23 protein-coding genes are annotated in these 23506 nt (G+C 64.4%); 4 read left to right on the plus strand and 19 right to left on the minus strand.

Annotated elements, in window-relative coordinates; genetic code table 11:
- Positions 1 to 199: 199 nt before the first annotated feature.
- Both NC4_RS03370 and NC4_RS03375 read right to left on the minus strand, forming a co-directional pair.
- Positions 200 to 862 (minus strand): hypothetical protein, encoded by a 663-nt coding sequence (locus NC4_RS03370; RefSeq protein WP_067532045.1) that lies wholly within the window; start codon positions 860 to 862, stop codon positions 200 to 202.
- 150 nt (positions 863 to 1012) lie between these two features.
- The gene (locus NC4_RS03375; RefSeq protein ID WP_067532047.1) at positions 1013 to 1771 is read right to left on the minus strand and encodes a MerR family transcriptional regulator; all 759 of its coding nucleotides are present in this window, start codon (positions 1769 to 1771) and stop codon (positions 1013 to 1015) included.
- 275 nt (positions 1772 to 2046) lie between these two features.
- Here NC4_RS03375 and NC4_RS03380 point away from each other — a divergent pair, with 275 nt between their 5' ends.
- Entirely contained in the window at positions 2047 to 2778 is a 732-nt protein-coding gene (locus tag NC4_RS03380) for a S1 family peptidase (RefSeq protein ID WP_218020895.1), read from the plus strand.
- A gap of 181 nt (positions 2779 to 2959) precedes the next feature.
- Complete coding sequence (locus NC4_RS41420; RefSeq protein ID WP_067532049.1) at positions 2960 to 4921, plus strand: protein kinase domain-containing protein; 1962 nt, start codon at positions 2960 to 2962, stop codon at positions 4919 to 4921.
- Here NC4_RS41420 and NC4_RS03390 read toward each other — a convergent pair.
- Both NC4_RS03390 and NC4_RS03395 read right to left on the minus strand, forming a co-directional pair.
- Entirely contained in the window at positions 4918 to 5571 is a 654-nt protein-coding gene (locus NC4_RS03390; protein ID WP_067532395.1) for an NAD(P)-dependent oxidoreductase, read from the minus strand. The genes NC4_RS41420 and NC4_RS03390 overlap by 4 nt on opposite strands.
- An 81-nt stretch (positions 5572 to 5652) precedes the next feature.
- Entirely contained in the window at positions 5653 to 6471 is an 819-nt protein-coding gene (locus NC4_RS03395) for an EamA family transporter (RefSeq protein ID WP_067532051.1), read from the minus strand.
- Between the two features lie 245 nt (positions 6472 to 6716).
- Between NC4_RS03395 and NC4_RS03400 the strand changes: the two genes are divergently transcribed.
- On the plus strand, positions 6717 to 7217 hold the full coding sequence (locus tag NC4_RS03400) for a MarR family winged helix-turn-helix transcriptional regulator (RefSeq protein WP_067532053.1): 501 nt from the start codon (positions 6717 to 6719) through the stop codon (positions 7215 to 7217).
- Positions 7218 to 7773: 556 nt separating this feature from the next.
- Positions 7774 to 8502: a helix-turn-helix domain-containing protein gene (locus NC4_RS03405; RefSeq protein ID WP_067532055.1), complete on the plus strand. Its 729-nt coding sequence runs from the start codon at positions 7774 to 7776 to the stop codon at positions 8500 to 8502.
- 20 nt (positions 8503 to 8522) lie between these two features.
- On the opposite strand, the gene NC4_RS39920 is transcribed toward NC4_RS03405, so the two are convergent.
- The 15 genes from NC4_RS39920 to NC4_RS03470 all read right to left on the minus strand — a co-directional run bounded on the left by NC4_RS39920 (position 8523) and on the right by NC4_RS03470 (position 23500).
- Positions 8523 to 9290, minus strand: a complete 768-nt coding sequence (locus tag NC4_RS39920; RefSeq protein ID WP_157554202.1) for an NHL repeat-containing protein — start codon at positions 9288 to 9290, stop codon at positions 8523 to 8525.
- A 310-nt stretch (positions 9291 to 9600) separates the two neighbouring features.
- Positions 9601 to 10353 (minus strand): hypothetical protein, encoded by a 753-nt coding sequence (locus NC4_RS39925; RefSeq protein WP_157554205.1) that lies wholly within the window; start codon positions 10351 to 10353, stop codon positions 9601 to 9603.
- A 717-nt stretch (positions 10354 to 11070) separates the two neighbouring features.
- On the minus strand, positions 11071 to 11700 hold the full coding sequence (locus tag NC4_RS03415; RefSeq protein WP_067532059.1) for a hypothetical protein: 630 nt from the start codon (positions 11698 to 11700) through the stop codon (positions 11071 to 11073).
- 367 nt (positions 11701 to 12067) lie between these two features.
- The gene (locus tag NC4_RS39930; protein WP_157554208.1) at positions 12068 to 12259 is read right to left on the minus strand and encodes a hypothetical protein; all 192 of its coding nucleotides are present in this window, start codon (positions 12257 to 12259) and stop codon (positions 12068 to 12070) included.
- Between the two features lie 33 nt (positions 12260 to 12292).
- Positions 12293 to 12979 (minus strand): peptidoglycan recognition protein family protein, encoded by a 687-nt coding sequence (locus NC4_RS03420; protein ID WP_245721464.1) that lies wholly within the window; start codon positions 12977 to 12979, stop codon positions 12293 to 12295.
- A 56-nt stretch (positions 12980 to 13035) separates the two neighbouring features.
- Positions 13036 to 13533 (minus strand): hypothetical protein, encoded by a 498-nt coding sequence (locus NC4_RS03425; RefSeq protein WP_067532061.1) that lies wholly within the window; start codon positions 13531 to 13533, stop codon positions 13036 to 13038.
- Positions 13533 to 14831: a hypothetical protein gene (locus NC4_RS03430; RefSeq protein ID WP_067532063.1), complete on the minus strand. Its 1299-nt coding sequence runs from the start codon at positions 14829 to 14831 to the stop codon at positions 13533 to 13535. The genes NC4_RS03425 and NC4_RS03430 overlap by 1 nt, the downstream gene beginning before the upstream one ends.
- A gap of 87 nt (positions 14832 to 14918) precedes the next feature.
- A complete protein-coding gene (locus NC4_RS03435) occupies positions 14919 to 15968 on the minus strand; it encodes a hypothetical protein (RefSeq protein ID WP_067532065.1) in 1050 nt (349 codons plus the stop codon).
- 10 nt (positions 15969 to 15978) lie between these two features.
- On the minus strand, positions 15979 to 17052 hold the full coding sequence (locus tag NC4_RS03440; RefSeq protein WP_157554211.1) for a hypothetical protein: 1074 nt from the start codon (positions 17050 to 17052) through the stop codon (positions 15979 to 15981).
- Positions 17053 to 17059: 7 nt separating this feature from the next.
- Complete coding sequence (locus tag NC4_RS03445) at positions 17060 to 18103, minus strand: hypothetical protein (protein WP_067532069.1); 1044 nt, start codon at positions 18101 to 18103, stop codon at positions 17060 to 17062.
- A 19-nt stretch (positions 18104 to 18122) separates the two neighbouring features.
- On the minus strand, positions 18123 to 19691 hold the full coding sequence (locus NC4_RS03450) for a Gp37-like protein (RefSeq protein ID WP_067532071.1): 1569 nt from the start codon (positions 19689 to 19691) through the stop codon (positions 18123 to 18125).
- Positions 19691 to 20584: a phage tail protein gene (locus NC4_RS03455; protein WP_067532073.1), complete on the minus strand. Its 894-nt coding sequence runs from the start codon at positions 20582 to 20584 to the stop codon at positions 19691 to 19693. The genes NC4_RS03450 and NC4_RS03455 overlap by 1 nt, the downstream gene beginning before the upstream one ends.
- Entirely contained in the window at positions 20581 to 22776 is a 2196-nt protein-coding gene (locus NC4_RS03460) for a hypothetical protein (protein WP_157554214.1), read from the minus strand. Before NC4_RS03460 ends, NC4_RS03455 begins: the two co-directional genes overlap by 4 nt.
- A 56-nt stretch (positions 22777 to 22832) precedes the next feature.
- The gene (locus NC4_RS03465; RefSeq protein ID WP_067532091.1) at positions 22833 to 23060 is read right to left on the minus strand and encodes a DUF5361 domain-containing protein; all 228 of its coding nucleotides are present in this window, start codon (positions 23058 to 23060) and stop codon (positions 22833 to 22835) included.
- Positions 23061 to 23209: 149 nt separating this feature from the next.
- On the minus strand, positions 23210 to 23500 hold the full coding sequence (locus tag NC4_RS03470; protein WP_067532093.1) for a hypothetical protein: 291 nt from the start codon (positions 23498 to 23500) through the stop codon (positions 23210 to 23212).
- Between the last annotated feature and the right edge of the window lie 6 nt (positions 23501 to 23506).

Here is a 23506-nt window from a genome sequence, read left to right on the forward strand (position 1 = left end):
CGACCCGGTTCCGTTTCCGGGCGTGGGCGCGGGATAGGTTGGGCGGCCCGGGAATTGGTGCCCGAGTTGCCGCGGATCTCCAGGCTGCGAATACCCGTGATCGTATGAATTGTTCATTTGGATCCCCCCATTTCGCGCGAACTCTACCGTCCGCCGTCCGGTTGGGCGATCCAATAATCCGGCAGTGTGAAATCGCGAGCTACTGATACGAATACGGGGCGTAGCCCGCTGGGGGCTGGTTCTTCTGTTGCTTCTTGTAGGCGATCCACACGCCCGTGGGTGGGGCGGCGGCCAGGCCCAGGATGAGGCCCGCGAGGATCAGGCCGACAATGCCCGAGCCCACGGTCTCGCTGTCGGTGAAGCCGACGAGGTTGAGGGCGACGCTCAGGCCGGACAGGACCATGAGCATGACGCGACCCGCGGTCTTGGCCATCAAGAGCAGGATCGCGCCGATGATCCACAGGACGCCGACCAGGGTGATGATGGCGCCCAGGATCGCGATGAAAGCGGCTATGCCACTGCCGATATCGCTATCGTAGTCGCTCGCGTTCACACTCCCGCCGAAGACGGCACCGCCGACGAGCATGAGCAAACCGACGAGGGCGGCGAGTATGCCGCCGATGAGGGCGAGGACCGCGGCGGCGATGGCGGTGCCGCCGCTGGGGGCAGCGGGGGGATACATGACGGGCTGGTAGTTGTAGGCGGGCTGCTGGTAATCCGGGTAGCCGGGCTGGGCGGGCGGATACGCGGACTGGCCGCCGAAATAGGCGGGCGGGTAGTTCTGCGGTGGGTATCCGGGCTGGCCGCCCTGATAATCGGGCTCACTCGGCGGATAACCGGGCTGGCCGTACGGATTGCTCATTGGGACCTCCCCCACTCGTTCGCGCGAATTTTACCGGCCGCTAGGCGACTGAGCGATCGACTAATTCGCGATGTGGGTCACCGCCTTCCGAGAAAAGGCGACCCCTTCCGGCGTCATTGCCGGAAGGGGTCGCCGTTATTCGATCTCACCTCAGAGGTTGGCCTCCGCGTAGACCTTCATCGCGTCGCGGACGTAGGCGGCGGTGCCCTCGCCGCCGGGGCCGTCGTAGTTGACCGCGAAACGCGGGTCTGCGACATACATTTCACCGAGTCCGATGAAATGCTCCTTGACCGGCGGCTTGCCCTGGTAGCTCGTGCCCAGCCAGTCGTAATGCCGCTGCACGATGGCCTGCACCTCGGCGCTGTCGACCGGGACGCCCGCGATGTGGGCGCGGCCGTAGTCGGTCGCGATATCCACGTGGGTCTGCATGAACGCCTTCTTCTCGGCGTCGCTCAGCCCCCGCCACCAGCGATCACCCGATTCGTAGGCGTCCTTGCCCCACTTCTCGATGACCTCGTCCTTGTACTGCGTGTGATCGAATCCGTCGAACACTTCGTTTGCCATGAGTGGCTCACCTGCTTCCGTTTTGCGCAATGTGGTGTGCACCGAGGCGATTTGGCGCGCGATCCGGTCCTGCTCCTGTCGCAGCAACTCCAGATGCGTGCGCAATGCGGCGGCGGTGTCCTGTTCGCCTTCGAGAACGTCGGCAATGGTCGGCAGACCGAGTCCGAGTTCGCGAAGCAACAGGATGCGCTGCAATCGCACGAGGGATTCCTGGCCGTAATAGCGGTAGCCGTTGGATCCGATCCGGGTGGGCGGCAGCAGGCCGAGCTGACCGTAATGCCGCAGGGTGCGGCTGGTCGTTCCGGCCGCCTTGGCCAGATCCTGGATGGACCATTCGGTTGCCACTGTTGCGTCCTTTCTCCTCTCGTTCGCCTCGACCAACTCAGGATGCAAGTTGACGTAGCGTCAAGGTCAAGACCTATTCAGTATGCGCCTTCCGGGAGCGGTCCGGCGATAGCGCATCGGTCGCCAAATCCGTCACCGACCGGCAGGTACTTGCGCCCCCGGTGAACGGCGTGACAAGATCCGCGAGCGCGCTGGAAAGATCAGTTTTCAAACGCGTTCGTCGATTCGTTCAGCCGGGGGACGCACACGCGCGTCCCGGGGATGGGAAATAGAAAATGTTGTCTGCGGGCCGCGCCCGAGTCCTGCGCTGGGCGGCCATCGCCGCGACCGCGCTCAGCTCCGCTCTGCTGATGCCCGCGAGCGCCCAGGCCGCGCCGCCGGTCACCCTCGGCGGCGGTTCCGGCGTCTACGTCGAACAGCTCGACGACGAGGGCATGGTTGCCGAGTGCACGCTGACCGCCATCGGCTACGACAACGAGAACCGGCTCGTCGGCCTGACCGCCGGGCACTGCGGTGAGATCGGCGCGCGCATTGCCGCCGAGTACACCCAGAGCGGCGGCATCGGCGTCATTGCCAACAAGTACGACGGAAACGACTGGGCCGTCATCCATTTCGACGCCGATCGGGTCATCCCGACCCGTCAGGTCGCGCAGTCGGTCATCAACGGCCTGGGCGGCGCGCCCAAGCTCGGCGATATGGCCTGCAAGAACGGCCGCACCACCGGCTACACCTGCGGCGTGGTCTGGGATGTGAACCCCGCCTGGTTCCGCAGCCAGGTCTGCGCCGATCACGGCGACTCGGGCGCACCGGTGCTGCTGGGCGATCGCCTGGTCGGCATGATCGTGGCGGGCACCAGCATCGACGTCGGCCCGGTCAGCCTGGAGCTGCCGTCCTGCAAGGGCGCGGGCGATCTGATCTACCAGCCGGATCTGTCCACCACCATGGACATGGTGCTCGCCGATATCAACCGCAAGGGCGGGGTGGGCGCGGGCTTCCGGGTGTTCTGACCCGACCGAAACACCAACGCGCGGGGCGGCACTCCCTATTCCGGGGGTGCCGCCCCGTTTGCTGTTTCCGCAGGTAGGCGGAGATTCCAGGTGCTCTGGCCGCGCGCCCGGTATTGTCCTGTTCGCTTCCTGCTCAAGGATTTTCGGATGGTCGGGGCGCACACGTGAGAGGGGACCAACCGTGGACGGAACGCCCTTCGGCCGGTACCGGCTGCTCGGACTGCTCGGCGAGGGCGGCATGGGGCGGGTGCATCGCGCCTACGACACCGAGACCGATCGGGTCGTCGCGCTGAAGGTCCTCTCGGAGGGTTTCGCACACGACCAGGAGTACCGGGAGCGGTTCCGCCGCGAGGCGCAGGCGGCCGCGCGGCTCAGCGAACCGCACATCATCCCGATCCACGGCTACGGGGAGATCGACGGGCAGCTGTTCCTCGATATGCGACTGGTCGAGGGCACCGATCTGGCGGCGCTGCTGGTGCGGGGCGGCCCGCTGCCGCCCGTGCGCGCGGTCGGCATTCTCGAACAGGCGGCCGCCGCCTTGGATGCGGCGCACCGGCAAGGACTGGTGCACCGCGACGTCAAACCGTCCAACATCCTCATCGCACCAGGCGATTTCGCGTACCTCATCGATTTCGGCATCGCCCGCGGCGATGACGACACCAGCCTCACCACCGTCGGCGCGGCCATCGGAACCTTCGCCTACATGGCCCCGGAACGCCTCGCGCACGAACGCTACGACTCGCGAGCGGATGTGTACTCGCTGGCCTGCGTCCTGCACGAATGCCTCACGGGCGCAAAGCCGTTCCCCGTGGACAGCCTGGGGCGGCAAATAGCGGCGCACCTCACCCAGCCCCCGCCGCGGCCGTCGGAGGCCGGGAACGTGCCCGGCGCATTCGACGAGGTCATCGCGCAGGGCATGGCGAAGGATCCGGATGAGCGTTTCCCGGCGGCCGGTGCGCTCGCCGCCGCCGCGCGAGCCGCACTCGATCGAGAGAACGGCGGCGCCGCGCCGACTGCCCATCGAACCGCGCCCACCCAGTTCAACCCGCTCCCCGGAGTCTCCCGAGCGGCCGACCAGGCAGGCGCACCCACCCGCGTGAGCACCGGTGCAACGCCTTTTCCCGCCGCACCTCCCGGTAGCTCGACCGCGCAAAGCCCATCCGATCCGCATGGTGTGCCACTGGACGGAGGAGAGTCGACGCCGTCCGGCGCTCCGGCTCCGCAAGCCCCATCGACACCATTCGGCGGCGCGTCGGCGGCGCAAGACCATTCGACACCGCACGGCGCTTCGACCACACGAGGTCCCTCAACCCCGCACAGCGCCTCGGCCGCGCAGGCCCCCTCATCGCCGCACGGCACCCCCGTCGCACGAGACGCCTCGACGACGCGCGAGCTCCAGGCCACCCAAGAAGCATCGACGTTGCCCGATACAGCAACCACGCGGGGCCGGTCGACCTCGGGCCCGCTGCCGGGCGCGCACGGTTCCACGTTGCCCGGAATCCCGACGACTCGGGAAGCGCTCGGCGGGCCTGAGCACATGTACCCGTCGGCGCCGTCCCATGGCGCACCACCTCCGGGCGAATCGGCACCGCGCGGGTCGGGTTCACCGATCGCCCGGCGGCGCGGAATACTCTGGGCGGCAGCGCTTGTGGTGTTGCTGGTCGTGGGCGGGGTGCTGGCGGTGCGGCTCACCGGTGAGGATTCCCCACCGGTCGGTCAGGGCACCACCTCGGCCGCCGCGTATTCGACGACCGCGGCGCGGACCTCCGGCGCGACGGCGACGACCGCCGTCACGTCTGGCGTGACCACGCAGACCACCACGGCGCGAGCGGCTGGAGCTGAGCTGGCGAACTTCGTTGCCGTCCACTATTCCCTGTTGCCCCTGGACATCCCGGCGGCGTGGTCCCGGCTGACGACTCGCTATCGGGACTACATCGGCGGCTTCACCGCGTATCAGACCTTCTGGCGAACCGTCTCCGCCGTCTCCACGTCTGCTGTCACGGCGAATCCCGCGGACAACACGGTCAGCTACACACTGCATTTCACCTATACGGACGGCAAAGTCGCCGTCGAGAAGCGTGTGGCCACGCTGGTCCCGAACGGCGACAGCTATCTCATCGACAGTGCCGAGCTGGTGTCCTAGTACCCGACGGTGAATCGGACGCGGTGGTGCTTGGGGCGTTCTGCCTCGTCGAGCAGGGCCACGGCGAGGTCCTCCATCGAAATGGCGGAGTTGCCTTCGTCATCGGCGATGAGCTCGTCCGCGCCGAGACGGTAGGTTCCGGTGCGCTCGCCGGGCTCGAGCATGGCGGCCGGGCTGAGGTAGGCCCAGTCCACCGCGCCGCCGTCGGGCTGCTGCGCCGCCTGCTCGAACACCGCCAGCTGGTCATTGCAGGCGTGGGCGATGGGCTTCCAGTCGGCGGGGAAGTCCGGCTGTTCGACCACGGTCTTGCCGGTGCCCGCCACGGTGAGGCTGCCCGCGCCGCCGACCACCAGCAGCCGAGTTCCCTTCTGGCCCAGCCCTTCCAGTAGCGCGGTCGCGACCTCGGCCAGTTCGTGCTCACGGCCGACGACCGGGCGGGTCGCGCTGATCACCAGGTCGGTGTCGGCGCTGGCGGCGGCCACCTGGTCGGCGTCGGACACATCGCCCGCCCACACCTCGACCTCGCTCGGCAGGCCGGTCAGCTTGGCGGCGTCCCGCGACACCGCGCGCACGCGGTGCCCGCGCCGGACCGCTTCGAGGACCGTCCGGCTGCCGACTCCGCCCGAGGCTCCGAAAACCGTGATGTGCATGGGGAACTCCTTCATCAGAGTGCGGTGGTACGCGCTCCGGGGACCGCGTACCGGGTTGAGGGTTTGTCGCTTCGAGTGCGATCAGGCTGCGGTGCGGGTGGTGGCCGCCATGAGCCTGACCTCGTGCACCTCGGCCTTGGGCTGTGCGGGCTGGGGCGCGGCCTTCAGCGCGCCGGTCTGCCCGAGCAGGGTGCCGCCCAGCGCGATGGCCATACCGAGCAGCTGCACCGGGGTGAGGGCCTGGCCGAGCGCGATCCATCCGATGACGGCGGCCGACACCGGGCTCAGCAGTCCGAGGAAGGCGACCGAGGTGGCATTGGCCTTGGCCAGTCCGCGGAACCAGATCGCGTAGGCCGCAGCGGTTCCGATGAGTCCGAGGTAGAGGTATCCGCCGATATTGGTGGCGGTCAGCGCCGGCGGCGCGCCCTCGACCAGCAGCGCCAGCGGCAGCAGCAGGAGTCCGCCCGCAGTGAGCTGCCAGCCCGTCATACCCAGCGAGGTAACGCCTTCCGGCCGTCCCCAGCGCTTGGTCATCACCGTTCCGCCCGCCATCGACGCCGCGCCGAGCAGGCCCGCGATCACGCCGACGGTATCGAGCGCCGCGGAGGCGCGCAGCACGACCAGCGCCACGCCGAAGAGTCCGATGACCCCCGCGAGCAGCTTGCGAGTGGTGACCTTCTCATTGAGCGCCATGGCGGCGAATCCGAGCGAGATCAGCGGCGCGGCAGCTCCGAGCACCGCGGCCACACCACCCGGCAGCCGGTACGCGGCGAGGAACAGCAGCGGGAAGAACGCCCCGATGTTCAGCACCCCGAGAATGCCCGCCTTCCACAGCCATTGACCGTGCGGCAGCTTCCGCGTGATGGCCAGCAGCAGCAGTCCGGCCGGCAGCGCCCGCATGAGCGCCGTGAACAGCGGCCGATCGTCTTGGCAGGAACTCCATGGTCACCGCATACGTCGACCCGAAAACCAGCGGCGCGATCGCGGTCGCGGCCAGTGTTCCGGCCATCGTGGCCCCGCCGACACGGAAGGTGGTGTTCATCGTTAGCTCCTCATTGATAATCTCAACGTTGAAATAACACCACCCGGATCGTTCAGTGTCAAGTATCTTGATGTTGAGATTTTCACCCCCGAGAGGAGTCGCCATGGACGACGCAGTCGACCAGATCCGTGCCGCCTGGGGCCGCATCCACCCTGACCTGGACGTTTCCTACGTAGAGCTAACCAGCCGCCTCACCCGCATAGCCCGCATCATGGACCGCGAACTCACCGACTTCTTCCGCTCCCACGGCATGGAGTTCTGGGAGTTCGACGTCCTCTCCACCCTCCGCCGCAACGGCGGCGACTCCGGCCTCACCGCAGGCGACCTCAACAAGGCCCTCATGGTCACCTCCGGCGCCATCACCAACCGCATAGACCGCCTAGCCGCCAAAAACCTCGTAGAACGCGTCCCCGACCCCACCGACCGCCGCGCCATCCGAGTCCAACTAACCACCCCCGGCCGCGACCTGGTCGACAAAATCCTCCCCCTCCACGCCGCCAACCAGGAACGCGTCCTCCAAGCCTTCCCCACCCCCGACCGCGAAGCCCTCATCCCCCTCCTCCGCAGTCTCGCTGTGGCACTTGGCGATACATCCATCGCCTGAACCCCACCAACACGAAAAGAGGGCGGCGCTCCCACTCCGGGAGCGCCGCCCTCATCAGTTCGAACTAATCACCGCGCGCATCGGAAATACTTGCCGGACAACCGAGTCCGCCCACCCCGCGCACTCTCCACACACTCCCGACACCGCGCGTCGGGAAGCAATCCCACAGCATCACAACCCAATACGCCCGCATCCACAATCAACTCGCAGGCCGTAAATGTCGCCGGCGCCGCCAGCCGATCAACGAGAATTCGTTCATCGACCCCCATCCGCCGAGCCAACTCCACCACTCCGATCCCCGCCTCACCCATCGCCCGCGCAACCCTGCCGCCGACGCATCTGTCCACCCAGTCCACAAGACCGCCTTCCACCCCAAGCACGACAGCGACACGACCCGCACCATCGCAGGTCGCGGCACCATTCCAGCTATCATTCGAACATATATTCTATTATCCGAGGAGCCCCGTTCGAAGATCAACGATCTCCGCTCACACAATCCGTGGGAAACCCCGACAACAGAACACCGCACTTGTCAATAGGAAAGAGGTGAGCCGCATTGTCCGACAACCAATTCGGCGACTACATCCGCCGCCGCCGAGAGGACGCTCACCTCACCCGCGCCGAGTTGGCCAAACAAGCCAACGTCTCGGTTTCTTTGATCGAAAAGATCGAACTAGGCACCCGCCCCACCACCCTCCCCACCCTGCAAGTCCTGTTCGACCAGCTGGATGTTCCCTCGATGTACCGCAAACACATCCTGGCGGTGAGCCTGCCGAACGTATTCGGCACCGCGCCGAGCAGCGCGGCGTCGACCCCGACGGATGACGACCTGGCCGACCTGAACAGCCTCCCCCACCCGGCAAGCTTCTACGTCCTACCAACCTTCAAGATCGTCGCCGCCAACGCCGCCCACGAACGCGCTTTTCCGGGTTCCGCCGCCGGCACGAACTTCGTCGAATGGATGTTCCTGAACCCCGCCGCCCGCACCGTAATCGTCGGCTGGCGCAAAGAAGCCCAACGCCTACTCCACAGCCTCCGCATGCTGACCCCGAACATAACCACCAACGCCGAAGTCACGGCAGCCGTGCGCAACTGCCAAGACGCCCCTGAATGGAAAGAGTTGTGGCACAGCACCCCACCGCGTCAGCCGAGCGAGGACGTTCACATCCTCATCCGCACCCCCGGCAGTCACCGAACCGAGGAACTGACCGTACGCATCTACTCCCCCGAATTCCCGCACCGCCCATGGTGGCTGTGCCGACTCATTCCCCGATCAGTTCGCTAGTTCTGGTACAGGAATCCAAGTCAGGCAGTCACCACAAGCCGCTGCACCGAGCCCATCGCGTCGAGAACGGTGATATTGCCCGCGGTGTCGACACGAATATCGATCGGGCGCATCACACTGAACTGGCGGAACGGAACGGCTTGGGTGACGCCCGCCGGAGTAAGCATCGCAATCGGGATCGTGAACGAATCCGCACCGAAGTTGGTGACGTAGGTATTGCCCGCGGCGTCCACATCCACGCCGGTAGGCCCCAAGACCCGAGAGAAGGGCAGCTTCGCCTGAATGCCTTGCGCGTTCAGCCGAACGACACTGTATGCCGCCTTGTTCGCGACGGTGATGTTTCCGGCCTGGTCCACCCGGATGCCATGCGGATCCGACAAGTCGGTAAAGGGCAAATCAACCTGCGTCCCGTCCGGAGACAGTCGAACCACCCGGTTATTCGATCCGTCTGTGACGTAAACATTGCCAACCGCATCGACGTCCACGTCATTGGGGAAGCGACCCAGCCCCGCAAACGGAAGCTCAACCACAACCCCGTCGGTCCCAAGCCTGAGGACACGCCCACCGCCATAGTCCACGGCAAATACGTTGCCGCCCTGATCAACCCGGATACCCGCCGGCGTCCCCCGGAAAGTCATGGGCAACGAACTGTGGACGTAATTGGCTGTCAGCTTCTCGATCCGCCGAGCACCTTGATTGGAAACATAAGTATTGCCCGCCAAATCGACTTCGAGCCCAATCGGCGTCCGAAGATCGTTGAACGGCAAGCTAACCTGCGCGTAAGCCATGATTCACCCTGCTACTTTCATAAAAAGGGCGGCGCACCCACGATCGGGAGCACCGCCTTCGTTCACCACAGGTCGCCAGACCTGCGCTATCTACGTCTTGCCGCAGCCGACCACCGCCTCCACTCCAGCCGCTGCAACTCCTGCCACCACCACCGCCGATGCAACCAACAACGCCAGGGCAAAGGAGCAGGAAGCGGCCTCATCCCACCTTCCCCCTCCACCAAACGTCATGCCCATACATGGCATCCGTGGCCCAGTGGACCGAATTCCTCCAGGCCACTCAGCGATGATCATTTCCGAAGCGGATTCATCACGCACTCAAAAATCTACGCCACAGATCATCATCCAACTGCCAGCCGCTATCCAGAAGCGTGGATATTCCGCTTTGAATATCATCGAAGCCGGCGCCACTCGGAGTCCATACCGACCAATTTATCGAGACTTGCAGAGTCAGAATACCGAAGTCTCGGGTCACCTGACGCACAATCGGGCTCGGCCGATTCATTTGTTGTGGACCACATACCCACTGACCACCATTGATGACCTCAACAGAGTGATCGATTACGGATTGATTGCATCGCACGAAAACGGTATCGCTGGTAGTCTCACATCCGGAAGGTAGTCGCACCATCATCGACCGCGCCCATAGCGCTTCCCACCCAACTTTCAATCCAGATTCGTCGGCAGGGTCAGACTCCAACGCATACTTCATGAAGTCAGACGCAGTCGAATAGTTCAACTCTGCGACAGGGTGGATCTTCTGCCCGACCCACCAGGGATCGATCACTACACCATTTGGAAGTGTGGCGCAGCGTAGCATCTTGTAACCAGGACTCAACCTCGATGAACGAATCAGCATATCATACTCGTCGTCCCAGTATGACAACGATAGATCCAGAGCTAGCGGGCGGCAGAATACGGCTAGGAACCCAAACATCGCCGATAACGCTATGGAGTGCAACTCCGAATCCAGCTGCACGTCGTTGACATCCTTTTCTAGGGCAATCACATAGCCGGAATCAAAGATTTTCGGCAGGTCGCCCCCTTCAATGCATTCGTTCATCTCAGACGACTCCAACTCCGGCCAGCTCTAAAATGCTCGGCCAAAACAGCGCGAGTATCCGGATTGACAATTGTAACTCTATTCAGTTGATCGATGCCTTGAATCTTAGGTAGGTTATCCAAGAGGATATCGAACAAGTTTTCTTCTCTGATCAAAGTGCCATTGGGCCTCTCCATTCTGAAAGTGCCATCTGGAAGCCATTTCTTGACCTGCCTCTTAGTATTCGTTCCCGTGTAGACTCTAGCATAAACAATCGCCCCTAGCTCACCACTCAGCGGTCGCTTCACTTGCGCGCGTGCAACGACCTTGTCGATTGCGTGACGAATTTTCTCGGTAAAATTGCTCACGTTCCGAGCGGGACTCACTAGCGCTGCCATCTCCACTCGTCTATCAAGAATTGGACCACCTCGGGTCAAGCTAACGGCGGGGCTGCCCCCGACACAAGACCGACATCGAACTCCGGTAAAGGCTCGTCGAGAGTTCCGGGGCGTATTAGCTTGAATCTTTCAAGCGAGGTAATTGCTTCCTTTCCTGGATTCTCCTTCAATAGCCGATGAACTTCGTACAACTCATGCAAGACATCCGGGAACTGGTCGTCGGTCTTACCCCTATGGAAGCCTAGCCATTCCCTCGACATAGCTGGCGCCACACCGACCCGATCGTTGCGCGATGTCATGGGGTCTGGATGAGCTTTCGGTACGAACGACCCCGCACCGTTCAGACGTTCTCCGTGGCACCGGAGGCGAGCGGTGTGCGGGTGTAGTGGATGTGCCGCCAACCCGCCTTCGCGTCGTGGATTCGGCCCAGCGGGACACCGTTCACACGGGACAGGTCGATAGGATCGAGGTCGCCAGACAGCACCCGCACGTGTTCGACGGCTGCGTCGGCGACCGGGTTGTAAGTGACATAGATCTCGGAGTCGAAGAAGTCGCCGACCACGCGGATCTCGTCGATCGACACCAATCCCGGCACATAGAAGTCGACCTCGCCGAAAAGTGAACCGGTGACGACGAGAGTCCGCTTGGTCTGCTGCGCGGCGGGAACCTCCACCCGATAACCGATGTAGCGATCGGAGCCGCCGACCAGCGGCACTCGACCGAGGGGAATTACCGTATCGGTCGGGGTGGGCACGGTCAGGGTCGGCACGATCGGCTCCACCTGGGCGACGAATTCGACGGTCGACACGGTGGCGGCCTGGTCGGTGTCGTATTGGACGTACACCTTCGACAGGCCGTACCAAGTGGGATCCTCGAGCGGCTCGACCTTCTCGATGCGCACGAATCCCGGAATGTGGAGCGGCTTGCTCCAGAACGGGCTATGGAGCAGGACGGAAGTACGGATCGTCATGTGTGACTAGGCCTTTCAGTTTGCTTGGTTTTGTGCCGCGTACGTGCGGTCTTCTTCGTCGACATGAGGCCCCGCCCCTGATCAAGAGGAATGCAGGGTTGGGACCCATTGCGCCCCGGACACTGCGACCTGGGTCCGCGACCGCGGAGCCACCAGCGGCATTCGTCCCGGCCAACCCACCGGGAACGCACGGCGGCAGACCCTTCGACTCGACAGATGGAGAAGACATCGAGCCAAGTCCGCCTTTCGAATCCGGGCATGAAAAATCCCAACCCCAGGAGGTGGGATTGGGATAAGCCGAGCTACGGGATGAAGTTGTTGGGGCGGTGCGGTCGGATCGAGCGCACCGCCACTGGTTTGGCGTGGGTTATGCCTTGCTGGCGGGGCGGAAGGTGTTCTTCACGTCTTGACTGCGGCGAGCACGCTTGGCCAGCTGCGCTGCGCGTTCTTGGGTCATGTTGTTGAAGTTGAACACCTGCGTTTTGCCGTCCGAATCAGCTTGTCCGGAAGGGCGGATGCTCCCAGGAGTCCAGGCGGGCAGGGTTTGCCGGTTCGGCATCGATACACCTCCGAAGAGTCGGGCAGGGATGGACTACTGTTCGAGCCGCTCCAGACGGGCGCGGATATCGGCCAACGCGTCCACCACGGTTCGGTCACCCAGCTGCGGCCAACCCCCGAACTGGCCTGAATCGCGTTGCGCCAGAACGCACAACTGTTCACGGATGTCCTTGACATCGCTGCCGATCGGGCCGCAGAACTCGGTGATGAAATCCTGGATCTGCTTGACTTCGGCTGCACTCATCGCAGCGTCCTCTCCGTCGATGAAGGCCTGGACATCGCGGCGGAAAGCGTTCATGTCGATGCCGACCGGGTCGATTTTTCCTTCGCGGCTGTACTCGCGGTGGGCCACGCAGTCGGCGGCGGAACGGCCGATGCGCGCCAGGATGGCGGCGCAGCCGCGTTTGTAGGCGTCGAGTTGTGCTGGAGTCCAGTCGGTTCCGTCGCCACGGGAAACCGCCTCGATGCCGATCACGTGGTAATTGGCGTTGTCGGTGGGCCAGCCGGGCCAGGAACCACGGCCGACGTGCCAGCACACGCCGGCCGCGATCACTCGGTAGGTGCCGTCGCGTTCCAGGACCAGTTGGGCCAAGGGGCCTTCCAGATCAGGGCGGCCGTACTGGACGATGCGCCAGTCGTTGAGGCCGCCGCCGGCGGGTGTGGTGGCAGAGCACGCCGCGGATGTCGGCGAAGTCGCCGTGACCGCGGTCGCGCCAGCCATCGTGTTCGATTACTTGTAATCCAGCCTCGCGCAGTACATCTACGAGCCAGACAGGGTCACCTTTCCAGGCCATGAGCTGTCCCTCCTTCCGGCTGCGCAGCGTCGAAGGTGACGTACGTGGTGTTGCCGCCCTGGATGGTGCCGTTGATAGCCCAGAAGCCGGATGTGGTGTTGGTGACCGCAACCCAGATGCGGTCACCAGGTTGAACCGTGACGGGCGTATCGGCGAGAGTCAGCGACGAGGCCCCGTTCACAACCTCCGCGGCTTTGATTTCGACGGTGTTCTGCATGAGCGACACGCGAAGTGCACCGGTTGCCTGGGGCTGCCATGCCTGCGCCAGCTGGATCCGGCAACGCAACACGTCGGCACCCGTGCTGCCGATGATCATCTCGTGGTTGCCGTTGACGACCGTGTCGCCATACCCGCTGCGCGGAACCCACCCCTCCAATCTCCGGGGAGTCGTGGTGTCGGGGCCGATGACCTGGTTCGCGGACTTGTCCATGCCCATGGGCGTGGCGGTCACCGCAGCCGGAGCGACGATGAGGAACGGCATCAGGCCGTCACCCCCTTCAGGCTCACCTGCAGACCCTTGCCCGCCGGGCTGTCCGCGGTGGTGATGTACACCTGGAGCCTGTCACCGGTGTTGAACGTCCAGGGCGCACCCGTGGTGACGATCGTGTCGGCGGCGTGCGAGCCGGCGGCGATGGTGGCGGCAGTGCCGGGGATGGCAGTGTTGGTGCCGGCCTTACGGAGTTCGACGACCAGGTTGCCGGTGCCCGCGGTTTCACCGCGATAGGTGATCGAGGTGATGCTGACCTGGCGCTCGAACCGAAGGCCTTCGGGCATGACATTGCCCGCACCTGCCACGCGAGTTCCGGTGTGGGACTTGAACGCGATGTCGTAGGCCTGCCCGGCAGCCGTCGGTGTGCGCGGATCGCTCAGGCGCGGGTCGGTATTGGCCACCACACCAAGGGAAGTGCGCGCCGCCGCGGCATCGATCGCGGTCAGAACGGATCGGCCGGTTACGGAGGCATCGGAAATCTGGCTGACCGGATGTGTGTGCGGCAGAGGGGTTCTGGCGTCGTTGAGTCGCGGATCGTCGCCCGCCACGGCGGTCGTCGCCGTGGCGCCGATCGTCGGTGCGAAAGTGGTCGGTTTCCCGCTGATACCTGCCCAGTCGGTGGTTCCGGCCGGGCCGCGGATCACGACGCCCTGGCCGTTGGGCGCCCACCCGCCGGCGGCCGCGTGGTACACGTACAACAGGCCGTCGGCCGTGACAACGTACTGCGTGCCCTCGGCCGGGTTCACGGGCAGCTTGTCGTAGGTGGCGACCTGGCCGTCGATCTGGATGCCTTCGCCCCGTTCACCGCGGACGACGGCATTGCCGTCGCTCGCGGGCACCGGCGCGGCCAGCGTCAGATCGACAAGGCCGGAGGAACCATGATCCGGGTTGTCGGGATTCGGACCGGGCAGATACTCACCGACCTTGAAGCTGAAGGACTCCATGGGAACCGGTCGGCCGTCGTAGCTGAGTTCGAACGAGACCCGCCAGGTCCAATCCTTCGGATTGGTCGCGTCGCCCGGGGCGACGAGGCGCACCCCGCGTTTGCCGCGCCAGGTGAGGTAGCCGAATTCGTCGAGTTGGCATTCGTAGTGCTCGGGCAGCTGTACATAGGTCGCCGGCGCGGGCTGGCCGCCTGCGACCAGGATCTTCTGGGCTTCGGCGGTGAAGGTGATGGTGCCGGTGAGCGGGGGAAAGTCGGGCAGATCCCCGACGGTGGGTCCATCGGCGATATTCGCGAGGAAGCGTCCGACGACCTTGCCGTACTTCAGCGGAGGCAGTTCGGCCATGATTCAAGTCCTTTCGAGCGGAGGGCAGCCGACAACGGGCATGCCGAAGAGCGACTTCTGGTGAAGCCGTGAAGGATTTGGTGAAGGTCAGCGAGCGACCGGCTGGGCATAGACGATCATCTGTGCGCCGAAGTTGGTGATGGTGTAGCGTTCCGCGCCGCGGACGCGCTTGAGGATCACGTACAGGGTGGTGGTCTGATTCGCGGGAACCACGCCGAAGTTCGACTCCGGCGTCATGGCGGGCTGAAACTTCGAGGACAGCAGAATCTCACCGAACCGGTCGTCCGGATAGCCATGCCCGTAACCGATCAGATCCCCGTCAGGCCCTCCCAGACGCACCTCGACGTCACAGAGAGTGCCTCCGGAGGTGTGCGTCAGCACATCGATTTTTCCGTCGATCCGCGGCCGCCACGAAACGGGTTGCCCGGGAATCGTAATGGCCGCTAGGACCTTGACGCTCTCGTCGAGTTGGCGGCCGGAGGCGAATTGATTCTGGGCGATTGCCCAGGGACCACCGAGTCTCGGACCCGGTGCCGGAACGAATTTGCCCAGTGTGGGATTCCAACCGAGCACATAGTCTTGGCCGAGCAGATGATCGTCGTCGATCAAAACATCGGCTGAGTCCTGAATCCGGCCCTTCTTGCCCGGGTCACCGATTTCACCGGTTTCACCCCGCGGGAATGTGATATGCAGCTGCTGCTGGGGCGCGGTTCCGGTGAGCTTCGCCGACGCGGCCGATCCGGTCGGTCCCGCTGCCGCTGCGCCGGTTAGGCGATTCACCGGTCCGGAACGTCCGGTCTTACCGAATGCCTTCGTAAAAGCGATGAACTCGAGCCCGGTCCAGTAATAGACAGCGTTCTCGGAGACCACGCGCCATGCTTTGCGGGCGTCGGAAGTGGTCAGCTTCAACGCCTGGAGGGCAGCCGGATCGGGGACATCGCCTTGCCATTCCCACGGCCAGCCCGGTGCACCGTCGGGTCCTTGCGGTCCGGCCGGGCCTTCTCGGAGTTCGAGCAGGGCTTCGCGATCGGCGATTTCGAAGGGATTCACCGTGTAGGGCAGTCCGACGGAATCGGACACGCCGCGCATGGTGATCATGATGTCGTCGTTGTAGACGATGTGCGGTGTATTGGTCATGATTCCGTCCTCACGACATCCGGACCGGCTGCGCCCAGCACACGATCTGAGCACCACCTTGGGTGTAGGTGTAGTTCGAGCTGCCGCGATTTCGGCGCAGCACCACGAAGATGGTCGCCGCGGTACCGGCGGGCAGGACACCGACATTGCTTTGCGGGGTCATGCCGGGAGTGGCGTAATGCGGCTGGAACCGCAGGAAGCCGTCGACGCCGAACACGATCCCGGAGCCGAACGCGACAATCTGGCCATTGGGTGAGCCGATACGCACCTCGGCATCGACACGGTGGTCGAACGAGCCTGTGATGTCGGTGCGGACAATGACTCCACCTGTGATGACGGGGCGCCAGTCGGTGTCCTGCGCCGGAATCCTCAACTGTGCGACCGTGAACTGCGCCGAGTTGATCCCGCCCTGAGAGGCGGTGAATCCAGCACCGCCGTCCCACGCCGTGGACTCCACAATCGACCACGGACCGCGCAGTCCGGGGTAGGGCCGGGGAGTCCACTTCAGGCTTGTCCCCTCCCACATAGGAACCGCGCCATCGATATGAGTGCCGTCTGCATAATCGGGTGCTTTGCGGATCGGCCCCGGTCCACCACGCTCACCCTTCTCGCCCTTACCCCCTTGGGGGACGGTCAGGTTCAAGACGAGGTTGGGGGCGGTGCCAGTGATCGAAGCCTGCAGTTCCGACCCGACCGGGCCTGTGGTGACGGCGCCGATGGTGATCGTGCAGGGTTCACCGTCCGGTCCCGCGGCACCGAAGGCATCGGTGAACGAATCGAAACTCGTTCCGTTCCAATACATCATCGTGTCGGTGGTCAGCACCCGCCACGTCTTACCCGCATGGGCGGGACCGAGCTTCGGGCCGAGTGCGAACAACGCGGCCTGGTCGGCGATGTCGCCTTCCCATCGGAAGGCGCGGCACGGCGCACCGGCCGGACCCACCGGCCCGGAGATGCCGGTCATGAGTTCCAGCGATCCATCCCGGGGCGCGCCCTGCATCGACTGTACGGTCTGCGCTGTTCCGATGCCCTCGTCGATGCCGCGAATCAGCGTCGATTCGAAATACTTTCCTACAGTGGACATCTCAATCTCATCCGATCGGTTGTGCATTGACGACGAGCGAGGCATGGGCTTGGCCGAAGCCGATCTCGACATTGGCGCTCCCGTAGCGCTCGACCGCGACCACGAAGTTTACCGCCCGGCCCGCCGGTACGGTGGCGAAGGTCGACGTCGGTGACAGCGTCTTGGTGGTGTCGCCCTCGCGATAGGACGGGATCAGCGGCATGAGTGTCCATCCGTCGGCAGTGACACTCGACGCAGCCACAATCACGCCGTCCGCGGAATGCAGCCGAACCGTGGAATAGACACCGACGGTGCGCGACTTATCGTTCGTCACCTGGGCAAGATGACCGTGCACGATCGGCCGCCACGCGAAGTCCTGCGCGGGAATCGTGAAGGTGCCGGCAATGATTCGCGGCACCGTGGCGGCCGTGTCGGCGATGAAATCGGTCGAGTACCACGACCAAGGGCCGGTGCCGTATGGCGGCGGCGCGGAACGGAACTTGCCGCTGGCACGGTGGTAGGAGAAGACGCCATCACGAATCGGCTGGCTGATCTTGTCGTAGTCGTCTGCTTCAGTAATCGTGCCGGATTCGCCTGCGGGCCCTTTCGGGCCCCGCAAACCTGCCGGTACGGTCACCTTCAGCTGCTGCTGCGGCCCGGAGCCGACGAACTCGACTGCGGGGACGGTCAGATTCTCTTTGCGGATGGTCTCGATATCAGTGATCGAGTTGGCTTCGGCTACCGGTCCTTTCGGCCCGACAGCGTTCGGTGAGTGTTGCCAGCCGGCACCGGTCCACACATCCATGCCATTGTCGTCGAGCCGGTGCCACCATTTCCCGCGGTCATCGGCACCGAGCCCGGTCGGGCGGGCTGCGGTATTGGCGATTTCGCCCGTCTTTCGGAATGTGGCGCGGGGACGACCTTGCTGTCCTTGCGGCCCGGCCGGCCCTTCGGGCAGCGGCAGCCGGACCACATCGTCGTCGAGGTCGACCTGTGCGGTCAGAATGGGCAGCCCGTCGATATCAGGCTCCCGTTTCACGGTGAGGTGGGCGGGAAAACTGAGGTCCGCCATAGTGTTTCCTCCCTGAGGGTTAGAAGATGAGCAGATCCAGATCCGCGCCCACATCGGTGGACAGATCCTTGATCGCCGCGGCGAAACGCCCCATGCGCTGCCAGGCCTTGACGATGGAGTCCTCTTCGTCAGCGCCGTCACCCACGGTGATCTGCCATACGGCCGGGGTTTCGCGGTTGTCGGTGAAGGTCAGCTCGGTCACGTAGTCGGTGAAGACGAGCTGATCCATGGCGAAGCCGATCTGGTCGCCGAGCCCGAAATCCCTGCCCAGCAGGTAGGGGGCGTTGTCCTCGATGGTCACCTTGTGGCTGGTGTAGCCGCGGGTCAGGTGCAGGCCCTGGCGGGCCGCGACCAAGCCGTCGAGGTTGAACGCTTTGTCACTGCCGGTGATGTACAGCTCGCGGAAGGCGTACGGTCCGGCCTTGCGTGCGCGTTCCGCATCCCGGTACACCATCCAGGCGAGGAAGATGTCGTTGAGCTGGCCGCGGTAGAGGAAGTCCAGGCCGATCAGCGACAGCAGGCCCTTGATCACCACTTCGATGCCCGCGTTCACCCAACCTGGGGAACGGCCGCCGATAATGATGTCGGTGGCGGTGGGCTTGTGCAGGGCGATCTCGGATGGGCCGATGCCTGAGTACTCGCCTTCGAAATACCAGACCCACGGGAAGTTCTTGACCGTGCCGAACTTGCCCGGCTGTCCGTAGACGGCCTCGTACTCGGTGGTCGAGTCGAACTTCGGATAGCGGACCGGAGTGGTGCCGTCATCGGCGAATTCCTCGATCCACGACTGGATTCCGTCCAGCAGTGTTCCGGTGGAGCCGGTGACGCCGGACTTGTCGACGGTATCGAGCACCACGGTCGGCCGTTCCAGGTAGAACCAGTTCGGCGCGGGCTGCTCGTCTTCGCCCGGGATGAAGAACCGGGCGGTGAGCATCACGCCGGAATCTTCGAGCATCGGCTGGAACAGCTTGTCCGCCATATCGAATCGCGCCGACGCCGCACTCCAGCGGCTGGTGTCCTTCTGCGGATCGACCGGTACGACCGCGATCGGGAAGGTCGTGTCGCCGCCCTGGGGCCGCATCAGGTTCATGGTCAGGTAGGTGATGACGAGCGAGCGCACCGGCCCGAACAGAATGTGATGCCGCGGGAACTGCGCCAGAATCGGCGCGAACGGCGAGGCCCAGCAGCAAATCGTGGCGATGTGGTTCCAGGCGTGGATGGCCTCGATATCGACGGTCTCCACACCGTTCTCGTCACGGACGATCGATACCTTGGTGATGTAGCCGTCCCACCGGAATCCCTTGGTGTTCACCGTGATCGGGATCGTGGCATCTTGGCCGTACTTGTTGTTGAACAGGTGATCGAAGTGCACCATGTCGCGCGGGCAGATCATCTTCAGGCCACCGGCCGCATTGCGCGGATAGGTGAATTCCAGCGACAGATAGCTGTGCTCCTCCCCCACCTCTTGCATGTTCTCGTCCCAATAGCGCACCAGCACACCGGGATTCCGTGCCTGCTCCTGACCAACCCGATAGGTCCCGTCCATCCGCCGCGCTTCGGCGTACGGATCCCAAGTCCCCGCGCTCATCAGAACGGCCTCGAGGATCGCGGCGTGACCGTGGCAATCACAGTCGAGGCGGTGGTACCGCCTTCCACCTTCACATTGATATCGGTGGAGCTCCACGGATCCATCGACTGCAACCAGCGGCGACCGGCGAGCTGGCCCCACACATTGCGCGGCTTCGTGACGCCCTCGACATAGAGTTCAGCGGTCCGATGTCGCGGATGCGTGTCGATACGCAATGTCTCGTTGGCCTGCAAGGTTGGCGTTTGCACCATTCTCACCAGATCGCTGTCGAGCGGATCGAGAATCTCCCATCGCCCAGGTCCGTTCATCGTGTACCGCGGCCAAACCGGCTGGTCAGCGGCATTACGCAACCGCAGCACACCCGATCCGGCGCCCGAGGTGTTGGTCCACACCGAGTGCTCGTCGAAGTGCCGCTCGAGCGGATCCATCGCGGTGGCCGACATCTTGTATGCCGCAATGGCATTCCGCGCCGGATCCACCTCGCCGACCGGTTCCGGCGCGGAATCCAACTGCGCCTGCTGAAACCGCCAGCCCTGATGCCGCGTGTAGTAGCCGACAGTCACCGGCTTGTCCGTGGACCAGCCCCGGAACCAGGCGTCATGCACGGCATGGAAGTCCCGAACCGGGTCCGCCCCATTGTTTTTCGCCGCACCGGAAATGACGACCAGAAAGTCCCACTCCTTCTTCGACCGCACGGATCGAATGAAAGTGGCGCCGTCCTGCCGCGCCCCCTCCGAAACCAGCAGCTGCACAGGCGCGAACATGAACCCTGCCTGTTGCGAAAGCCGCACGCCCTCCCGCCCCGAATTGGTGCCGGACACATGCCACACCCGGCCGTTGACATCCCACACCACGACCTTCGTGCCGTGAGTTTCCAAAAGTTGGTGGGTCATCGCCCGAAACCTCCTCCGCGTTGCTGCGCCAAAGCCCGGCGCCGGCGCACCCGCTCGGTCGCGATCGACGCGCTCTTGGGGTCTGTGCCGTTGAAGTTGTAGATATCGACCCGGGCGGTATGCCCGCCCGGGCCCTCAGCCAGATCGGTCAGGCCGAAACCGGTTCCGACCAGCTCTTTGAAGGTGTTCGCACCCCATTCGATCGGCTTGGTGACCAGCTCGGCAGCCTTGGTTGCGAGCAATGAGCCGGCCATGGATCCGATCGCGGTACCCAACGCGCCGCCGAATTGGCTGCCCGCATCGGATGCGAGACCCTTGATCGCGCCGGTGATTCCCTTGACGAACCCGCCGTTGGCAGCGCCGGTCAGGTATCCCTGCACTCCGGCAACGAGCTGACTAGATGGGTCGAGGTTGAAGGCTTGCGGTTTGTCCTTCTCCATCAAGGGGACGTCGACGGTCTTGTCCGCCGACCAACCCAGGAGATTGGCGATGGGACCACCGGGTTCCAGCGCGGCCGCCACGCCCGGACCACCGAATGCACCGATCAATGAGGCGATCTTCGCAGCTGCCTGCTGACCTGACTCGCCCAGCGGTGCAGCCAGTTCGGTGCCGACCATGGCCGCACGATCGATGGTGTCGCTGTCCTGATAGATCAGCGGCCGCTTCGGCGTCAGGCTCTGCTGACCCGCCGGGTACTCACCTGCGGGCTCGCCGTTCGGTGTGATGCCACTCCCGGTCTGCACAACTTGCAGGCCAGGACTGACAAGGGATTCCGTGGGCAGACTGGATACCGGATCCGATCCGTAGGTACAAAGACCAACCTGGGGTATCGCGGGGGTGTACGTATTGCCTTGGAGGTCAACAACACCACTCGGTGTTGTGCCGGGCACGTCTCCGCCGCTGAGCTCCGATCCGGAGCCGCCGTCGGGCTCTACCTCGCTGCGCAATGTCATCGACGCCTGCAGGCTGCCGCCGAACTCAGGACCGATCAATCGGCCAAGTTGCTCGCCGATCAGCGGCGCCAGGTCACCGGCAGTCCCGAGCGCGGGAGCGAGTAACTGCCCCAGCATCGACCCCACGCGACTGCCCGCCGTGGTCGCGGCGCCGGTGACTCCGGAGCTGAGGGCCTCGGACAGAGATCCGAGCTCACCGGAGCCAGTTTCAGCCGGGCCGGTCGACAGACCGGGCATACGGAGACCGGCCAGGGCCCCCAGTAGCCCGGTGGGAGTGGCCTGCATCGACGCCGTCAAGGGCAGTGGGGCATCCGGCGCGGTCGAAGCCGACGGACTCTGCACCGACCCCAACGCGCTCCCCGGCTGCGAGGCCAGCGGACCGCCGGGCCGGAACATCGGCGCCAGTGCCGATCCCACCGCTGCACCGGCCGATCTGCTCGCATTCAAGGCGGCATCGCCGATGCCGCCCAACATGTCCGCGACACCACCCTGCCCGAGCATGTCTCGCCACAATGCGGGGTTCGCCGCCGGATCCCCAACGGGCCCGGACGCGCCGAACTCGTTCAACAATCCGGTCAGGTACCGGGCCGACGGCACCCATCCCGCATTGATCGCCTGCAAGATCGGCAGCGTGTCCGAGTTGGTCGCCGCGGCGTTCACCACGAACTCGCCTGGGGAGGCGAGCATCAGGACTCTGTCCTCAGTCGGGCCTCCCGGCCCGAACACCAAACCGCCGCGCGCTCGCCGGATCGGTTCCACTCCGTCATCGGTTGCCGAATCCTCGTACATCCGATGCTCTTCGACGATGTTCTCCCCGCCCGAGCGGTTTCGCCGCTTGGCCGGATTGAGCAGCGTCGTCTTGGAGCTGATCTTGACGATGCGAGTTTCGGTCTCGACATCGTCCGGTTCGGTGTTGCCGCGCAACAGGTTCAGTGCTTCGGAAGCGACATGGTCCGCAAAGAAGTTCGGGACGTGGCCGAGAACCTCCTCAAAGATGCGAGCCAGTGCACCGAACGGCCGGGCGCGCCCGACAATGGAGTTCGGCAGACCCTTGTCGTCATCGGCAACGAGGATCGGATCCTCATCGGGAAGGGTGATGAGAGACGTCCCCTTGGTGGGTCCACCCTCCCACACCGCACCGCTGGGAAGTGCGATCTTCTTCCCCGGAGCCGGCTGCCCGCTGGTTGTCATCGCAAGAATGTCCGGCAAGGTCATTGCCGTTGGGCGTTGCTTGTCCACAATTCACATCCACTTTCTGTGCCGACTGCGCCCGAGCTCGGCCCACCGGCGCGCGATCACCGGCTCCAGCCGAGGAATTCGTTCATCCGATCGACGCCCGTGGCCGTGCCCACCCGTTCGCGGTCAGTGCCGACGCCGGGTCGCTGGATGCGTTCGGGCCGGTTGCGGCCGTTCCGCGCGTCGTCGGTCTTCTTCCAGGCCAGCCAGCGCACGGTGTCGACGGCTTCCGCGAGCAGCTGTGCCTCCAGCGGCCACTGGTGCTGATCGGGGTAAAGGGTGCGCATCAACGCCGAATCGCTGGGCAGAAACTGCACGATGGCTTTCAGGTCACCCCAGGTCAGGGTTTCACCGCCGAGTCGGCGCAGCCGAAGTCCACGGGTGATCAGGTCGTATTCGATTGCCTCGCCATGCTCTTCGAGAAGAGCATGGCGGCCTAGGATTCCCCCAGGCTGATCCCCGAGTGCGCGCGCCAGGCCTCCAGCATTTCATGGTAGGCGTCCGGATCCATATTGTCCAGGGCCGCAAGCGCTTCGGGAGACAGCGTGATCTCCAGCAGGGTGTACATCGCGTCCACATCACCCAGGCGGCGGATCCGGCGAACCAGGCCCGGCTTGAGGTAGGACAGCGACGGCAGCTGGATCTCGACGCCGCTCACCCGGTAGAAGAAGTCGTCCTTCACCTTGACCGGAGTGGTGATCGTGATAGGGGCTTTCGGGGAAGTCATTGTTAC

Source organism: Nocardia crassostreae (assembly GCF_001613405.1).
GTDB classification, from domain to species: Bacteria; Actinomycetota; Actinomycetes; order Mycobacteriales; family Mycobacteriaceae; genus Nocardia; species Nocardia crassostreae.

What these genes read in the sequence shown, in the direction of transcription:
- NC4_RS03370 (WP_067532045.1), bottom strand. Translation starts at nt 862, where the DNA reads ATGAGCAATCCGTACGGCCAGCCCGGTTATCCGCCGAGTGAGCCCGAT.
- NC4_RS03380 (WP_218020895.1), top strand. Translation starts at nt 2,047, where the DNA reads ATGTTGTCTGCGGGCCGCGCCCGAGTCCTGCGCTGGGCGGCCATCGCC.
- NC4_RS03390 (WP_067532395.1), bottom strand. Translation starts at nt 5,571, where the DNA reads ATGCACATCACGGTTTTCGGAGCCTCGGGCGGAGTCGGCAGCCGGACG.
- NC4_RS03395 (WP_067532051.1), bottom strand. Translation starts at nt 6,471, where the DNA reads ATGCGGGCGCTGCCGGCCGGACTGCTGCTGCTGGCCATCACGCGGAAG.
- NC4_RS03400 (WP_067532053.1), top strand. Translation starts at nt 6,717, where the DNA reads ATGGACGACGCAGTCGACCAGATCCGTGCCGCCTGGGGCCGCATCCAC.
- NC4_RS39920 (WP_157554202.1), bottom strand. Translation starts at nt 9,290, where the DNA reads ATGGCTTACGCGCAGGTTAGCTTGCCGTTCAACGATCTTCGGACGCCG.
- NC4_RS39925 (WP_157554205.1), bottom strand. Translation starts at nt 10,353, where the DNA reads ATGAACGAATGCATTGAAGGGGGCGACCTGCCGAAAATCTTTGATTCC.
- NC4_RS03415 (WP_067532059.1), bottom strand. Translation starts at nt 11,700, where the DNA reads ATGACGATCCGTACTTCCGTCCTGCTCCATAGCCCGTTCTGGAGCAAG.
- NC4_RS39930 (WP_157554208.1), bottom strand. Translation starts at nt 12,259, where the DNA reads ATGCCGAACCGGCAAACCCTGCCCGCCTGGACTCCTGGGAGCATCCGC.
- NC4_RS03420 (WP_245721464.1), bottom strand. Translation starts at nt 12,979, where the DNA reads ATGGCTGGCGCGACCGCGGTCACGGCGACTTCGCCGACATCCGCGGCG.
- NC4_RS03425 (WP_067532061.1), bottom strand. Translation starts at nt 13,533, where the DNA reads ATGCCGTTCCTCATCGTCGCTCCGGCTGCGGTGACCGCCACGCCCATG.
- NC4_RS03430 (WP_067532063.1), bottom strand. Translation starts at nt 14,831, where the DNA reads ATGGCCGAACTGCCTCCGCTGAAGTACGGCAAGGTCGTCGGACGCTTC.
- NC4_RS03435 (WP_067532065.1), bottom strand. Translation starts at nt 15,968, where the DNA reads ATGACCAATACACCGCACATCGTCTACAACGACGACATCATGATCACC.
- NC4_RS03440 (WP_157554211.1), bottom strand. Translation starts at nt 17,052, where the DNA reads ATGTCCACTGTAGGAAAGTATTTCGAATCGACGCTGATTCGCGGCATC.
- NC4_RS03445 (WP_067532069.1), bottom strand. Translation starts at nt 18,103, where the DNA reads ATGGCGGACCTCAGTTTTCCCGCCCACCTCACCGTGAAACGGGAGCCT.
- NC4_RS03450 (WP_067532071.1), bottom strand. Translation starts at nt 19,691, where the DNA reads ATGAGCGCGGGGACTTGGGATCCGTACGCCGAAGCGCGGCGGATGGAC.
- NC4_RS03455 (WP_067532073.1), bottom strand. Translation starts at nt 20,584, where the DNA reads ATGACCCACCAACTTTTGGAAACTCACGGCACGAAGGTCGTGGTGTGG.
- NC4_RS03465 (WP_067532091.1), bottom strand. Translation starts at nt 23,060, where the DNA reads ATGCGCACCCTTTACCCCGATCAGCACCAGTGGCCGCTGGAGGCACAG.
- NC4_RS03470 (WP_067532093.1), bottom strand. Translation starts at nt 23,500, where the DNA reads ATGACTTCCCCGAAAGCCCCTATCACGATCACCACTCCGGTCAAGGTG.